This window comes from Thalassotalea sp. PP2-459 (assembly GCF_001913705.1).
In the GTDB taxonomy this organism is placed as follows: domain Bacteria; phylum Pseudomonadota; class Gammaproteobacteria; order Enterobacterales; family Alteromonadaceae; genus Thalassotalea_C; species Thalassotalea_C hakodatensis.
The window spans coordinates 40,347-56,852 of record NZ_MKQD01000056.1 but is presented as its reverse complement, the minus strand read 5'-3'; the positions used below and the strand labels follow the sequence as shown (position 1 = coordinate 56,852).

Here is a 16,506-nt window from a genome sequence, read left to right as displayed (position 1 = left end):
AGGCTTTCCAAACGCTGTAACTATGGTAAGTTAATGAGGCTAATGGCGCTGTACCCCAATATAAACAAGGGGTCTGCTGGAGATAATTAAAATTATCTTAATTTTAGATTTTCTTTAACTCAGTGCTTGATGTTCAAAAAGAAGCTTGTTATAAAAGCTTTTGCAGGACGCTAAATTAACAAAAGATGGCGCTGAATAATAACAATTGAAGGGGAATATACTGTGAATAAATCTCAATTAATCGAGAAAATTGCTGCGGGTGCTGACATTTCTAAAGCAGCGGCTGGTCGTGCTTTAGATTCATTTATCGAAGCTGTTACAGAAGAATTAAAAAGTGGTGAGCAAGTTGCTCTAGTTGGTTTCGGTACTTTTTCAGTACGTGACCGTGCAGCACGCACAGGCCGTAACCCACAAACTGGTGCTACTATTGAAATTGCTGCAGCAAAAATTCCATCTTTCAAAGCTGGTAAAGCTTTAAAAGATGCTTGTAACTAATCACAGTTACTAAATAAGCATTCCAAAAGACCACCTTAAAGGTGGTCTTTTGTTATCTACCAAAAATTTAATAAGAATATTTCGAATAATTTTACAGATAGCTTCAAGCTTAGCGTTCCATCTGATAAAATCGCGCGCAGATAATTATCTTCAGGTTTAAAAACCTAGTGTTGAGAGAAAACGATGTTAGAAAATATAAGAGAAAATTCTCAAGGATTAGTCGCAAAGATTATTCTTGGTTTTATTATCCTTACTTTTGCAGTAGCAGGGATAGGTAGTTATACCAATAGTGTTGATACATCAATTGCAGAGGTGAATGGCGTTAAAATATCGCAAGCTTCATTCGATAAAGCGTTTCAGCAGCAGCGTGCTAACATGGCGCAACAATATGGTGAGATGTTTGAAACATTAGCGTCTGATGCTTCATATATGGCTAATTTTAGAAATAGCATTGTTGATAACCTGATCAACCAAGAGCTAATAGATCAAGCCTCTAATGACTTGTCAATTCGTGTAAGTGATGAACAAATTAAAAAAACAATCCGTGAAATGCCTGCATTTCAAGTGGAAGGTGAGTTTGACAACAACCGTTATTTAGCGGTGATAAACCAGAACGGCTTTTATCAATCATCTGATTTTCGTGATTACCTACGTGTAGAAATGACGAGACGACAGCTTTCACAAGCATTGGTTGCAACAGAATTTAGTTTACCGTTTCAAGAAAAACAAGTAATGGCATTACAAAATCAAAAGCGTGATTTACGCTATGCCATTATTTCAGCTGAACAATTTATTGACAGTGTGTCGGTAACAGATGAAGAGATTTCACAATATTATCAAGCTAACCAAGCTCGTTATCAAAACGCAGAGAAAGTAAAGGTTGATTACATTACTATCGACGTTAATGAAATTGCCAAAAACATAACGGTTTCTGATCAAGAACTTCAAGATTATTATCAAAGTAACATTGCAAATTATCGTCAAGAAGAGCAACGCAGAGTCTCGCATATCTTAATTGAAAATGAAGATGATGAAGCAGCAGCAATCGCTAAAATTGAAGACATTCAAACCCGTCTTGCCAATGGTGAAGAGTTTGCGGCTTTAGCTGAAGAGTTATCAGCCGATGTGTTTAGCGGTGAAAATGGTGGTGATTTAGAATGGATAGAACGAGGTGCAATGGATGAAGCATTTGACGATGCAGCATTTGCTTTAACTGAAGTTGGAGAGGTGTCAGATGTTGTAGAAACTGACTTTGGTTTGCATTTAATTAAATTGACGGCATTAGAAGATGAAAAGGTGAAACCGTTCTCTGATGTTGTTGAAGAATTAAGAGTTACAGTAAGCCAAGACAAAGCACAAGATAAATACTTTGAATTGCAACAACGTGCTGCTGAATTAAGTTTTGAAGTACCTGATAGCTTAGAAGATGCTGCAGGAGCAATTAATGTAAACGTTCAAACTTCTGACTGGTTAACAAAAAACAGTAATACTGCGCCTTTTGATAACCCTAAAGCAATAGAAGCTGCGTTTTCTTCTTTAGTATTAGAAGAACGCCTTAACTCAGACATTATTGAAGTAAGCGATAGCTTAGCTATAGTCTTGCGTGTTAATGAATATCAAGCGGCAAATGTAAAACCTCTTGATGAAGTTAAAGCAACGATCAGTGAAACGTTAACGGCACAAAAAGCGCAAACACAAGCACAAACGGCAGCAGAAGAATTGCTCGCTTCAATAAGAAATGAAGAAGCCGTTGATGAGCAATTAGCAGCGAGTCAAACAAGTTTTGAACAACAAGCTGATGTAGCACGATATGGTAGTAACCTTGACGCTAACTTAGTGCGAGAAGCTTTCAAATTGCCTCATCCAAAAGGAGATACTGTTTCTGCAACAACGGTAAGTTTGACAACGGGTGACTATGCTGTTGTTAATGTAACCGCGGTAAATGAAAGCGAAGAAGCGGAGACAACGCCGCGCTTAGCAGAACAACTTACGCAGCAATTGGCACAGTCAGGTTATGCGTCTTACGTTGAAGCGTTAAAAGCAGAAGCCAAGATTACACGTCGTTCATCGATACAGGCATCTAATCAATATTAATTATGCCGTTAATACGTGAATCGTCAAAAGGCCGCTATGCGGCCTTTTTAATCTCTACTCATGTCTGATACCAATTTAATCTTTAATGTACCTGACCCCTTAATCTTTAAGGTTATTTTTTCGAGAGTTGGAAGCGTTGGCTCATAATCAGCTTTTTGGTATATTTATGCTTAGGGTTTCGTAGTACGGCGGTGGTATTACCCATTTCAACGACTTGTCCTTTACACAGCACCATTATTTCGTCACTAAAATGCCTAACGATACCCAAGTTATGAGAAATCAAAATAAAGCCAAGTCCCATTTGTTGTTGCAAGTCGAGTAATAAATTTATCATTTGAGATCGTAATGACGGATCTAATGCGGCAAGCGCTTCATCAAGAATGATAACTTGTGGCTCTAAAATAATAGCGCGAGCTAACGATATACGCTGCTTTTGACCACCTGAAAACATATGAGGGTAAAAATTCATATGCTCTGCAAGTAATCCTACTTTTTTTAAGGTCGCAATGATCAAATCAGTGCGTTGTGCTTCATTTAACTGGGTATTTAAATATAAAGGTTCATCAAGCAATTGTTGAATGGTTAAACTAGGGTTTAACGTGGTGCCTGAATCTTGAAAAATCATCCGTATATGCTGACAGCGCTGTTTAAAATTACCATCTTGGAGTAACTGTGCGTTTAATTTAATTGTGCCTGTTGTTGGCTTTTCTGCTCCCACTAGAAGCTTCGCAAGCGTTGACTTTCCAGAACCTGCCTCACCTACTATCGCGAGCGTTCTATGTGCATCCAATGTAAATGAAACAGGCTCCAACGCAGGAACTAATGTACGATTAAACCAGCTTTTCGTAATTCGATAGGTTTTACTTAAATTATTTACCTGTAATAAAGCTGTCATTTATAGCTATCCTTCAATGAATAATGACAACTTACTTGATGTCCGTGATAATTTTTAACTTTAGGGGCTTGCACACACGCCTTTTGTGCTTTCGGACAACGTGGTCCAAGTCGACACCCTATGGGTAGATGTTGCAATATAGGAATGCTACCGGGTAACGTCATCAAGCGTGATTTAGCAGGTATCTGCATATTTGCCATAGGACTGCTATCAACTAACGCGCGGGTGTATGGATGAAACGGCGTGTGAAATATTTGCTCTGTTGTTCCTGCTTCCACAAATTGACCTGAGTACATAACCGTTATATTTTTTGTCCAATGGGTGACATTTTCTAAATCATGGCTAATAAGAAGAATAGACATATTCTTTAATTGATTGAGACTTGCAAGTAGACGAAAGATCTGGTCTTGATTGGTACTTTCCATGGCAGCCGTTGGTTCATCTGCAATCAGTAATAGTGGCTTTCGCGCTAATGCCATGGCTATCATCACCCTTTGGCAAAGCGCCTCTGTTAACTGATGCGGATAGCTATGCACACATTTCTCGTGGTTTTTAATACCAACTTTATGCAATAAATTAATTGCAGCAAGCTTTCGTTGTTGTTTTCGTTGCCAAAAAAAGCCGGTTAGTTGTTCTCCTGAGACCGCTTCCTCAAGTTGTGCGCCAATAGTTGTTGTTGGATCTAAACAAGCCATAGGCTCCTGAAAAATTATCGCCACATCTTTGGTAATAATGGCTTTTCTTTCTTCTAGCGATAACCGCATTAGATCTTGTCCACGCCAATGAAAACGATCAGCATCTACTTTCCATTTATCATCTAATACACCCATGATGGCTTGTGCAAGTAAAGACTTGCCCGAACCAGATTCTCCAACTAGACCGCGAACTTCCCCTTCTTTCATGGTTAAACTCACCCGATCAACCGCTAAAATTGAAGAGGTTGTGGTAAGTAATCTGATGGATAGATTGCGAATATCAAGTAAGTTCATTAATGTTCTTTCCTGACTTTCAGCGCATGTCGCATGCCTTCACCGACTAAATTGGTGGCAACAACGGCAAATAAAATCGCAAGCCCTGGTAGATAAACAGTCCACGGCGCGATATAAAATAAATCAATACCATTAGCCAACATTGCTCCCCACTCAGGCATTGGGATAGGCGCACCAAGCCCTAAAAATCCTAAGGTTGCTATGTCTAATATTGCAGCAGATTGAGCGAGCGTGGCTTGGCTGATCATTTTTTCAATAATATTAGGGTAAATAGAGTAATAAAGGATTCGAATGTTACTTGCACCATCAAGTTTTGATGCAAGTACATAGTCCTTTTTAAATTCTTGTACAACAGCATTTCTTGTAATATGTATAAACTGTGGAATTAGAATGATCACAATAGCCCATAATGTATTGCTAAGACCTGGCCCAAGAATAGCAACGATAATAATGGCTAAAAGCAACGATGGAATGGAAAGAATGACATCTAAAAAGTGGTTAAGAAAGCTTGATTTTACCCCTTTAGTCAACGCTGAAATAGAACCGATTATCACTCCGACAAACATAGATAAGATGACAACAATAAAACTTAAACCAAAGGTTAACGATGCACCGTGCATTAAACGAGACAGCATATCGCGGCCTAAATTATCAGTTCCTAGCAAATAGCTAACATCACCATCGTTATGCCACGCGGGTGGAAGCAGAATAGCGTCAAGATTATTTTCTATCGGCGAATAAGGAGATATCAGAGGTGAAAATATTGCTAACAAGACTAAAAAAATAAAACACCCAAAGCCAATCATCACTGCGGGTGATTGCTTAAAGTTATGCCATAACTGTACTAATGGTGAAGGAAACTCTTCTTCCGTATATGTTTTATCACGAGCCATACTTAATACCTCGTGCTAATGGGTTTAAGCTTGCGTAAATAAAATCTGTAAAAATATGCACGATAAATATGAAGCTTGAAAGGGCTAATAGCCCGCCTTGTATGGCAGTATAATCACGCTGGTAAATACTCTGAATTAGCCAATTTCCGATGCCTGGCCAGTTGAAAATAACCTCTGTTACCATTGCTAATGTAACTAAATTAGCAAATTGTAAGCCGACGTCTCTAATCACATTAACCATCGCATTTTTAATCGCATGTCTAAAAATAAGTTGTTGAAAGGTTAGTCCTTTTGCCATAGCTGCTTTTATATAATGTGAATCTAATACGGTTAACATTGATGTTCTTGCTAATCGAACAAAAACCGTGGCAGGTGCAAGAGCGACAACACAAGCAGGTAATAATATATGCACACTCGCGTTTTGAAAAGCTTGCCATTTATAAGGGTTATCACTTAATAAAATATCAAAAAATAAAATACCCGTTACCTGTTCAATCTCATAAACTAAACTGATTTGCCCAGCAGAAGGTAACCAGGCGAGTTGAATAGAAAAAATTAAGATGGCAAGTAAAGCGAGCCAAAAAATAGGGATTGAATAGCCAACCATCGACACAGCTAAAATGATATCATCAGTTTTTTTTCGGTGCCGAATAGCGGCGATAAAACCGATTGGAATACCAACAACCATTGCAATAATTAAAGCAACAGTCGTGAGCTCTATCGTGGCAGGAAGGTGGCTCATCATTTCATCCATAATAGGAATTCTTGAGGCCATAGAAACACCTAAGTCTCCGTTAAAAAGATGTACTAGGTAGCTCCAGTATTGCATGATTAATGATTCATGCTTGTTGTAATCTAACGCAATTAACGCTATTTGTTCAGGCGTTGCATCTATTTGCCCAGTAACATTGATAATTTGTTCGCCAGGAAAGAAAAAGCTTAAACTAAAGGTTAAAAGCGTCAATACTAACATGGTGAAGAAAAATAAATTTAAGCGCCTTAAGGTAAAAATTAGCATGTTATTGTTTTTCTACCCCACCAAAGCTAATGCCACCAAAGGGGTGTAATATATCACCCTTTACGGATATTTTACGTGCTTGGAATCGCTTAGAGTGTGCAATAGGAAACAGCGGCAATTCTTCAGCGGCAATTTTTTGAGCTTCTCGATATAATGCTTTACGTTGTTCAACATCAGTGATTTTTAGCGCTCCTTGAAGTAATTTTTCAAATTGTTGGTTACACCAAAAAGTTCTATTATTGCCTGTTTCAGCAGAGCCACAACTAAGTAAGGGAGTAAAAAAATTATCGGGATCAGGGTGATCAGCCGACCAACCTAAAAGTACCGATTGGTGCTCGCCAAGTGCTAAACGTCTTAAAAATTCTTGCCAATTATAACTAATGATATTGACGGTTATACCGATTTTTTGCAGATCCGCCTGAATAAGCTTGGCCATCGTTACTGCATCAGGGTTGTAGGCACGTTGCACGGGCATTGCCCATAAATCTATTGTTAAACCATCAGTGATCCCTGCTTGTGTTAATAACAATTCCGCTTGTTCAATGGAGTATTCGATATCATGGGTATCCTCAGCATATGCCCAGGAAGAAGGGGGTAAAATTGAATTGGCAGATTCGGCTTTTGCATCACCAAAATATACAGTATCTAAAATCGCCTGTTTGTTAATGGCATGTGCGACCGCTCTTCGTATTAATTTGTTATTAAAAGGTGGCTTTGCAGTATTAAAGCCTAAATAACCAATATTAAAAGCCGTGACGTCTTCAAGTGTTAGCAAAGGATTGTTGTTTATTTTTTTATGTGCAATAGGGTAACCAATAACATCACACTCCCCAGCAAGTAATTTAGTTAATCTGCCGGTATTGCTAGGGGTTATATCAAAAATAAGTTGTTGCAGCTTTGGCTGGCCTTCCCAATATTCTGCATGAGGCTCATAACGAATATATGAACCAGTTCGATATTCTTTAAACTTATAAGGGCCTGTACCTATAGGCAATGTATCGATATCTTCTAGTCTGTTTGAACGTATTAATAACTCAGCATATTCTCGAGATAGTATTACTGAAAAGTCGGTAGCAAGGTTTGCTAAAAATGAACTGTCAGCACGTTTAAGATTAAACCTGATAGTGTATTCGTTTATTTTTTCAAGTGACTCGATGACGTCAGCAAAACCAACGCTATCGAAAAAAGGGTATTTTCCGCCAGAAACATCATGAAAAACTTGGCTAGGATCTAATATGCGGTTGAAGCTAAATAACACGTCATCTGCATTTAAATGCCTTGTGGGCATAAAATATTGTGTATGATGAAAAGCAACGTTTCTTCGCAAATAAAAGGTAATTTTTTTATTGTCTTGTGTTACATGCCAAGATTTAGCTATTGAAGGGGTGACCTCGTTAGTAGCCACATCAAACGCAATTAATTGATTGTAAAGTTGTTTAGATGTTGCATCAACAGTGACGCCTGACGTAACGAGTTGAGGATTTAAAATTTCAGGGGATCCTTCGCTACAATAAATCAAGCTTCTTTCACTCAGCGAGTCAGCTTTATAAGAGTCGCAACCCCCAAGAAACATAGCTGATAATGTCACTAATATTCTAAAATATTGACTCGCCGATGTAACTGTCACAAAAAACCTTTACCCTTCGCTATGTTGACTGTCTAACAAGTTGTATTTTTTTAAATAACCACGTAATTGATGATATGTTAATTCCAAAGCGTCTGCAGTCTTTTTCTGGTTATATTGACAATTTTCTAATGCGGACTTTATAAGATCAACTTCATATTGCTGAGATAAAGATTTTAACGAAAGTGGGAAGTTAACACTCGTGTTTAGCTCTGACGGTTTTTCTACCGTTACTGGAGCTTCTTCTTGTTCTTGCCATTGACTTGGCGCCTGTTGCACGACAACACGATCTTGGGTTTTTACGCGTTGTTTTGGGCGATAAGGAGACTCAAAGGGATCGATAACTAAATCATGTACCGGTAAGTGAGGGTTATTACATCGATAAACACTACGCTCAACAACATTTTTTAATTCGCGAATATTGCCAGGCCAGTGGTACTCAAGTAATGACCTTTTTGCTTTTTCAGTAAAACCACTAAATAGCTCAAATTCTAATTCACGAGCCATATTTATAGCAAAGTGTTCAGCTAGCATCAAAATATCTTCAAGGCGCTCTCTAAGGGGCGGAAGGGTTATAACGTCAAATGCTAAGCGATCGAGTAAATCAGCTCTAAACTCACCAGAGTCAGCCATAGAAGGAAGATCTTCATTCGTTGCAGCAACTAATCGAGCATTTGTTTTAATCGTTCTAGAGCCACCAACACGTTCAAATTCACCATATTCGACTACGCGTAACAATTTCTCTTGAATAAGCCCTGAGGTATTCGCTATCTCGTCAAGAAACAATGTGCCTTTATCAGCACGCTCAAAGCGTCCTTCATGGCGTTTACTTGCGCCCGTAAATGCCCCACCTTCATGACCAAACAGTTCGGTTTCAAGTAAGTTTTCATTTAATGCGGCACAATTTAGTTTAAGATAGTTCTGATCCCAGCGTTGAGAAAGGTAATGTAGACGGGCAGCAACGAGTTCCTTACCTGTTCCTCTTTCACCAATAATTAACACAGGTTTACTTAACGGAGCTATTTGTGATATTTGCTCTAAAACCTCTAAAAAGCTATTTGATTGACCAATGAGATTATCTTGCTGATTGAATCGAGACATTGCTGACCTAATAATTAGTGTTTTTCGCTAACAAATAGTCTATTTCATTAATGCTGTAGAGGGAAGCATTTTTTGCAATGTTGATAAAAATAATTAAAACAACCACTTAAAGATGATTATAATCTTGGCGTAAAATGTGAATACTAGAAAGCATCGCCACACATTTCTAATAGAATGAGGAAGTAAAAATGGGTGTTTTTTCAAGATTTACAGATATTATCAATTCGAATATCAATAGCTTATTAGATAAAGCTGAAGACCCGGAGAAAATGGTACGCCTGATCATTCAGGAAATGGAAGATACCTTAGTAGAGGTTCGCTCTACATCAGCTAAAACGTTAGCCGATAAAAAAGAATTAGCGCGCCAAGCTGAAAAATTTGAGAACGATGCTGAACAATGGCAAGAAAAAGCGGAGTTAGCATTAAGTAAAAGTCGGGAAGACTTAGCAAGGGCTGCACTTGTAGAAAAGAAAAAGTGCAGTGAAAATTCACAAGCATTACGTGATGAATTGAGCCATGTAGATGAGCACATTGCTAAATTACAAGATGAGATATCTCAGTTACAAGAAAAGTTAGCTGATGCAAAAGCACGTCAAAAAGCTATTATCATGCGTGAAAAAACCGCAAATTCTAGACTAAAAGTTAAGCGCAATATCGATTCCGATAAAGTGAATGATGCTTTAAATCGGTTTGATAGTTATGAACGCAAAATTGATGATATAGAAGCGCAAGTAGAAGCTTATGATCTTGGTAGCAAGTCTTTAGCAGATGAAATTGCAGAGCTTGAAAACGATGAAAATATAGATGATGAATTAGCGCAGTTAAAAGCTAAGATGAAACCAGAAAAAAAATCTAAATAACTTAGTTTAACAGTAAATTGCTAATCGAATCGGAAGGAGATGTATCGTGGAAGAGATTATTTTAGCGCCTGTCATTATTTTTATGATAATCGTAGCCCCTATATGGTTAGTGCTACATTATCGAAGTAAACGACAAATTAGCCAAGGGCTTACTGAAGAAGAATATCACCAGCTATCTGAATTATCTGAGTTAGCCGATAAAATGGCAGATCGTATCAAAACGCTTGAAGCGATATTAGATGCTGAAACGCCTGATTGGAGAAACAAAGTATGATAAAAAAATGCCGCGGTGAGCTTTTTCGTAACCCAAGTAAAGGTAAAGTTGCAGGCGTTTGTGCAGGAATAGCTGATTACTTTGGCTGGGAAACTTGGTTAGTGCGTATACTTGTTGTATCTGGTGTCTTATTAGGTATGGGTTGGTTTATTGTTATTTATATTGCTGCATGGTTCATATTGGATAAAACACCATTAACAGCCAAAAATTCAACAACGAAACAACATAGTGCCAAACAACAGGAAAATGACTTTCAAGATGAATTAGCAGCAGAGCCAATAAAGGTTAAGGCTCGTATTTGGCAGGCAGGAGAACCGCCAAAGCAAGCTTTTCATGATATACGTAAAAAGTTTACTATGTTAGAGCGAGAGCTACAGTTAATGGAACGCTATGTTACCTCACCTGAATTCACGGTTTCTCGTGAAATCAACAAATTATAAAAGCGGTTTATACCGCTTTTTTTTCACTATTTTTCAAATGTTTCTCATATATTTTAGTGTGTAAACTGGTTACTATATTCCGTAGTTTTTTATTAAATAATAATGCCATACCGTTCTAAGTATTATTTTCTGACACGGCTTGGTATAACCAGTTGATTATCTGAGTTGTAAAACTATGCCTTTTATTGAAAAAGAATTAATCGAAAAAATACGTGTTAAAGCCAATGTGCTTAAACATCGCGCGATAGATCAACATATTAACCTTGCTGTTACAGGGCTCAGTCGAAGTGGTAAAACGGCGTTTATCACTTCCTTAGTAAACCAATTAATTAATGAAAATGCACAATCTCAAATGACGTTCTTCTCAACCATGCAAGAAGGACGTTTTATCGCTGCTAAACGGGTTCCACAAAAAGATTTACATATCGCAAGGTTTGATTATGATTCCGCGGCGCAAGCGCTAAGTGAAGAACCACCACATTGGCCAGCGCCAACAAAAGGGATCAGCCAATTACGTATTGCAATAAAGTATCAACCAAAAGATTCTTTTATCAAGTACACGACTAATGCTGCAACACTCTTTGTAGACATTACTGATTATCCTGGCGAATGGTTATTAGATTTGCCTATGCTAAATCAAACTTACGAAGAATGGAGTCAAGCGACTACAGAGCTATTATTGCAATCGCCCCGTGCCGATGAAGCTGCTAGTTTTTTAAACCGTATTGAATCAATATCACCCTTTGAACCAGTTGATGAAAAGCTTTTAGAAGATATATCGAAACAATACACTGAATTACTCAACAAATTTCGTCATGAAATGGGGTTATCTCTTATACAGCCAGGACGTTTTATCTTACCAGGTGATCTTGCCGGTGCACCTATTTTACAATTTTTTCCTTATACACAATTTAAACATATTGATTTAGATCATTATCAAAAAGCACAAGATGATACCTTAATTGGTATGTTAAGAGCGCGTTATATTGAATACAAAGAACGGGTAGTAAAAGAGTTCTATAAAGAACATTTTGTTAATTTTGATCGTCAAATTATTTTGGCTGATTGCCTCACACCATTGAATAATGGGCATAGTAGTTTTAAAGATTTACAGCAAGCAATCACGCTAATCACTGAAAGCTTCCGTTATGGTTCAACAAACTTTATATCACGATTATTTTCTCCTAAGATAGATAAGTTATTATTTGCTGCGACTAAATCAGATCATGTAACACCGGAACAACACGGTAATTTGACTTCTTTGCTCGCACAGTTAGTACACCCAGTACGACAGAAAACAAATTTTGATAATATTAATACTGAAACACTCGCTATATCATCGGTTAAAGCAACTCAATTTGGCAAAAGTCAGCATCAAGGAAAACAAATACCTGTTGTTCGTGGCAATCAATTATCTGATTTTCAGGAAATTACGCTGTACCCCGGCATGGTACCGAAAGAACTTCCTGCAAAATCTTATTGGCAAGATTATCAATTTAAATTTGTGCCATTTGCTCCGTTGGTTTCTACGGGGTTACATCAGCCTTTTCAACATATTCGTATGGATCAAGTACTAGAGTTTTTATTGGGAGATAAGATGAAATGACCCAAGATAAAGAAAAATATCAACAGCAAATATTATTTGAAGAATCAACGTTAAATACCGAAGACGATAAAAGTTTACCAGAACCGGTAGAGCAAATTATTATCGGGCAAGATAACTTTGAACCTCTTGCAGATGATGAAAGCATTGAAATCGTTGAAGAACAAACAATAAGCAAATCTCCATCTCGATGGTTGCTCAAGAGCGGTTTATTGTTATTAACAGTGTTACTATTTATTGAAGCAAGTTTGTTCTTTATTGAAGGTTTTGAAAATGAGCCTTTTATTACAGGATTGTATGCGGCTTTACTCGCTGTTGTTTTTTTAATGTGTTCACGCACAATATATCAGGAAGTTCAAGGGTTACGTGCTTTAAAGAAAAGAACATCAACGCGGCAATCATTTCATGAACTTTGTGAGAATAATTCATCAAAATCAGCGAGAGCTTTATGCGATAAAGTGGCGGATAAAATGCCATGCGATGCAAAAGAAAATGTGCTGAACTCATGGTCATCTTCAATTGCTGAAGAGATGACAGATAAAGAAGTTATCTCGTTATTTTCTAAACAAGTGCTGTTGCCAGCTGATCAAAAAGTATTAGATAAAATTAGTAAATACTCCACTGAAGCGGTTGTTCTTGTTTCGTTAAGTCCTATTGCTCTTGTGGATATGGGGCTCATGTTTTGGCGCAACATTAAAATGATTAACGAAATATCGAGTTTGTATGGTTTACAAATCGGCTATTGGTCACGCATTAAGTTGATCAAACAAGTGTTCGTTAACATGGTTTATGCTGGCGCATCAGAGTTGATTGCTGATGTAGGTGCTGATTTAGTTGGCGCTGACTTATTAGGTAAACTTTCGGCACGTTTGGCACAAGGTCTTGGTGCGGGAATGTTAACAGCCAGGTTAGGATTGCAAACGATGAAGCTTTGCCGACCAATAGCGTTTGAACAAAAAGAAGCGCCTAAGTTAGGTACTATTCGTAAACAAATCGTGTCAAAGATTGTATCACTATCAAAAAAATCTTGAATAAAATACGGGTGAAAACAATTAAAATAGATACTTTTAATATAATTATTCTTGTTTAAACAGTCAGTTAATGGTTGCTGTCAATTAAAGTGTAATTATATTTTTACAAAGTGAGTTGTGCGTCATTTGGTTGCCGAATTAAATTTGGTGCTTTTTGCTATGGTTATCGCTTAATATGTCTGTCATCTATAATAAAGGCAACACGCCTTAACTTAGCGCAATAAGAACAGCAACAATGTGCTGAGTTTATAAATTTAAGGTTACAACATGGCTAAGAGCAGCGCATACGTTTCGAAATATCCTGATGAGGATGGAAACATTCAATGGAGCGATGAAGAAAATAACATTTGGCATGACCTGATCACCAGGCAGTTGTCATGCATTCAAGGTACTGCGTGTGATGAATATATCGCAGGGCTTGAGAAATTAAAGTTACCAACCGATCGTATTCCACAACTGGAAGAAGTCAGTAAGGTGTTAAGAGCTGAAACGGGTTGGCAATGTGAGCCTGTGCCAGCATTGATTGGTTTTGGAGAGTTTTTTCGTTTGCTCTCTGAAAAGAAATTTCCGGTTGCAACGTTTATCCGTACTCGAGAAGAGTTTGACTATTTACAAGAACCAGATATTTTTCACGAAATCTTTGGTCATTGCCCTTTATTAACAAACCCTTCGTTTGCTGACTATACAGAAGCATATGGAAAAATGGGGCTTAATGCGACAAAAGAACAACGCGTGTTCCTTGCGAGATTGTATTGGTTTACCGTTGAGTTTGGTTTACTTGATACACCTAAAGGGTTACGCGTATACGGCGGCGGTATCATTTCTTCACCGACGGAAACAGAATATGCGCTAAATGATAAAAATGTAGAAAGAAAAACGTTGTCATTTGATAACGTACTCGATGTACTTCGTACACCTTATCGCATTGATATTCTACAGCCAGTATATTATATGTTAACTAAAGTCACTGATCTTGACGAGATCAGAAAATATGAAATTGAAGATATATTTGAATTGATCGAGCAAGCAAAGGCACTCGGTTTACACGAAGCAAAATTTCCTCCTAAAGAAGAAAAGCAAGCGAGTTAAGGATAAATAAAATGAGTTCAGAGTTATCAACACAAAAATGTGAAGCGTGTCATGCCGACGCCCCTAAAGTTACAGACGAAGAGTTACAAACATTAATGTCTCAAATACCTGATTGGGTACCTGAAGTCAGAGATGGAGTAATGATGTTAGAACGCGTTTATAAATTTAAAAATTATAAATTAGCTTGGGCATTTGCAAATAAAGTATCAACTTTAGCGGAAGAAGAGTTTCATCACCCAGCCATTTTATTGGAATGGGGTAAGGTAACAGTAACTTGGTGGTCGCACGCTATTAAAGGGCTGCATAAGAACGATTTTATTTGCGCGGCCAAAACTGACGCCTTATTGTAATACTTAGTTACATTAATTACATAAAGCTCTCCATGTAGGGGGGCTTTTTTTTGTTGTAAAAATTAGTTTACAATAAAGCTTTAAGCATGATGAGTTTGAGGAAACGTTTATGCGATTAGAAATTGGTTGTTTAGATCGCGTTGGCATAGCACAAGATGTTTTAAGCATATTTGTAGAACGTAGTATTGATTTACGTGGTATCGAATTAGAACAACCTGGAAAAATATTCATCAATATACCTGATTTAGATTTTTCTGAATTGCAAACATTCATGCCACAGTTACGTTTAATAGAAGGGGTAGAAGATGTTAAAACAACGCCTTATATGCCTTCTGAACGTGAAAAAAATGAACTTTCTACGTTAATCAAAACGTTTCCCGATCCCTTTGTTTCTATTGATGCAAAAGGGAACATTAGAATTGTCAACCACGTTACAGCGAGTATTATTGGTTGCAGTAACAATGAAATTGTTGGTCAACATGTAAGCCAGTGGCTTAAAGGTTTTAATTTTAATCGTTGGCTTGATAGTGAAGAAGTTTTAGCACAAACAAGACGGCTCAAATTTATTGATGATGATTATGTTGCTGATATTATGCCTATTCATATCCAAGGCATTGATGGCGAGGTTATTCTTGCCGGCGCTGTACTGATTTTAAAATCAGAAATTCGCTTAGGTCAACAGATGAGTGCATTTAAACAGGCAAATGAAAATAATTTTGCTGGCATTCAAGCAAGTAGCGGTGCAATGCGAAAAGTGATTCGTGAAGCGAAAAGAATGTCGTTGCTTGAATCCTCAATGCTACTTGTAGGTGAAACAGGCACGGGTAAAGAATTAATTGCTCGCGCCTGTCATGCTGCAAGTGATCGTGCAGAAAAACCCTTTATGACGCTTAATTGTGCTTCATTACCAGATGAGGCAGCCGAAACTGAATTATTTGGTATGGGATCGAACAAACCTGAGTTAATTAAAAAAGGGTTGTTTGAACTGGCTGGTGGCGGAACTATTTTTCTTGATGAAGTAGGGGAGATGTCGCCAAAACTTCAAATTAAGCTTTTGCGCGTGATACAAGATGGTATTTTTAGGCGAGTTGATGATGAGAAAGAAATCAATGTAAACGTTCGATTTATTAGTTCCACTAACCATGACTTATTAACCATGGTACAGCAAGGTGAGTTTAGGGAAGATTTATATTATCGCTTAAATGTACTGGGGTTGAACATTCCATCATTAAGAGAACGACGTTCTGATATTATTCCTTTGGCGGAATATTTTATTGCAAAATTTGGTCAACGAATTGGTAAAGGCAGTATTAATATGTCTGATGATTGTCGTGACTTTATAGAACACTACCCTTGGCCTGGCAATGTCAGGCAATTAGAAAATGTGTTGATCAGGGCTGTATCATTAATGGAAGGTAATCTTATTCAAACATCACACCTTCAATTGCCGGCATATACGCGAGAACATGGTTATTTAGAACAAGAATTTGAGGGTACGTTAGATGCGGCGGTTAAAGGCTTTGAAGCGGATCTATTAAGAAAGTTATACCCTGCATATCCTAGCACGCGTCAGTTAGCAAAGAAGCTTGGATTGAGTCATACGGCTATCGCTAATAAGTTACGTGAATATGATATCAATAAAAAAACCGTGAAAATATAGTTAATCGATTGAAATTACTGTAAAGCAACCATAACAATGGTTGCTTTTTTATTATCAATAAATCATTGGTCTTTAAGTACGTTTCTTTTA

The 16,506-nt window shown here is 37.6% G+C and carries 16 protein-coding genes; 10 read left to right on the top strand and 6 right to left on the bottom strand.

The annotated features are described in order from the left end of the window. The first annotated feature begins 222 nt into the window (after positions 1-222). Together hupB and BI291_RS14255 are read left to right on the top strand one after the other, a co-directional pair. Positions 223-495, top strand: coding sequence for a nucleoid-associated protein HU-beta (gene hupB, locus BI291_RS14260; protein ID WP_074499445.1), 273 nt, complete (start codon positions 223-225; stop codon positions 493-495). Positions 496-678: 183 nt separating this feature from the next. After that, entirely contained in the window at positions 679-2,589 is a 1,911-nt protein-coding gene (locus tag BI291_RS14255) for a SurA N-terminal domain-containing protein (RefSeq protein WP_074499444.1), read from the top strand. A 112-nt stretch (positions 2,590-2,701) separates the two neighbouring features. Here the strand turns inward: BI291_RS14255 and BI291_RS14250 are convergent, their stop codons facing one another. The 6 genes from BI291_RS14250 to pspF are packed head-to-tail and all read right to left on the bottom strand — an operon-like array spanning position 2,702 to position 9,109. Beyond that, positions 2,702-3,484 (bottom strand): ATP-binding cassette domain-containing protein, encoded by a 783-nt coding sequence (locus tag BI291_RS14250; protein WP_074499443.1) that lies wholly within the window; start codon positions 3,482-3,484, stop codon positions 2,702-2,704. After that, a complete protein-coding gene (locus BI291_RS14245; RefSeq protein WP_074499442.1) occupies positions 3,481-4,473 on the bottom strand; it encodes an oligopeptide/dipeptide ABC transporter ATP-binding protein in 993 nt (330 codons plus the stop codon). The genes BI291_RS14250 and BI291_RS14245 overlap by 4 nt, the downstream gene beginning before the upstream one ends. Then, entirely contained in the window at positions 4,473-5,366 is an 894-nt protein-coding gene (locus BI291_RS14240; protein ID WP_074499441.1) for an ABC transporter permease subunit, read from the bottom strand. The genes BI291_RS14245 and BI291_RS14240 overlap by 1 nt, the downstream gene beginning before the upstream one ends. Then, a complete protein-coding gene (locus BI291_RS14235; RefSeq protein ID WP_074499440.1) occupies positions 5,356-6,384 on the bottom strand; it encodes an ABC transporter permease subunit in 1,029 nt (342 codons plus the stop codon). Before BI291_RS14235 ends, BI291_RS14240 begins: the two co-directional genes overlap by 11 nt. Before the next feature lies 1 nt (position 6,385). Continuing rightward, positions 6,386-8,011: an ABC transporter substrate-binding protein gene (locus BI291_RS14230; RefSeq protein WP_074499439.1), complete on the bottom strand. Its 1,626-nt coding sequence runs from the start codon at positions 8,009-8,011 to the stop codon at positions 6,386-6,388. Between the two features lie 9 nt (positions 8,012-8,020). Continuing rightward, positions 8,021-9,109, bottom strand: a complete 1,089-nt coding sequence (gene pspF / locus BI291_RS14225) for a phage shock protein operon transcriptional activator (RefSeq protein ID WP_074499438.1) — start codon at positions 9,107-9,109, stop codon at positions 8,021-8,023. A 188-nt stretch (positions 9,110-9,297) separates the two neighbouring features. On the opposite strand from pspF, the gene pspA reads away from it, so the two are divergent. From pspA to tyrR, 8 genes are all read left to right on the top strand, one after another. Then, complete coding sequence (gene pspA, locus BI291_RS14220; RefSeq protein ID WP_074499437.1) at positions 9,298-9,969, top strand: phage shock protein PspA; 672 nt, start codon at positions 9,298-9,300, stop codon at positions 9,967-9,969. A gap of 43 nt (positions 9,970-10,012) precedes the next feature. Continuing rightward, the gene (gene pspB, locus BI291_RS14215; protein WP_175573133.1) at positions 10,013-10,243 is read left to right on the top strand and encodes an envelope stress response membrane protein PspB; all 231 of its coding nucleotides are present in this window, start codon (positions 10,013-10,015) and stop codon (positions 10,241-10,243) included. Next, a complete protein-coding gene (gene pspC / locus BI291_RS14210; RefSeq protein ID WP_074499435.1) occupies positions 10,240-10,683 on the top strand; it encodes an envelope stress response membrane protein PspC in 444 nt (147 codons plus the stop codon). Before pspB ends, pspC begins: the two co-directional genes overlap by 4 nt. A gap of 175 nt (positions 10,684-10,858) precedes the next feature. Then, complete coding sequence (locus tag BI291_RS14205; protein WP_083602074.1) at positions 10,859-12,289, top strand: YcjX family protein; 1,431 nt, start codon at positions 10,859-10,861, stop codon at positions 12,287-12,289. Then, positions 12,286-13,317, top strand: coding sequence for a YcjF family protein (locus BI291_RS14200; protein ID WP_074499434.1), 1,032 nt, complete (start codon positions 12,286-12,288; stop codon positions 13,315-13,317). The genes BI291_RS14205 and BI291_RS14200 overlap by 4 nt, the downstream gene beginning before the upstream one ends. 267 nt (positions 13,318-13,584) lie before the next feature. After that, positions 13,585-14,406, top strand: coding sequence for a phenylalanine 4-monooxygenase (phhA, locus tag BI291_RS14195; RefSeq protein ID WP_074499433.1), 822 nt, complete (start codon positions 13,585-13,587; stop codon positions 14,404-14,406). An 11-nt stretch (positions 14,407-14,417) separates the two neighbouring features. Continuing rightward, positions 14,418-14,756, top strand: coding sequence for a 4a-hydroxytetrahydrobiopterin dehydratase (locus BI291_RS14190; RefSeq protein ID WP_074499432.1), 339 nt, complete (start codon positions 14,418-14,420; stop codon positions 14,754-14,756). Positions 14,757-14,865: 109 nt separating this feature from the next. Further along, entirely contained in the window at positions 14,866-16,416 is a 1,551-nt protein-coding gene (gene tyrR, locus BI291_RS14185) for a transcriptional regulator TyrR (protein WP_074499431.1), read from the top strand. Positions 16,417-16,506 lie beyond the last annotated feature (90 nt).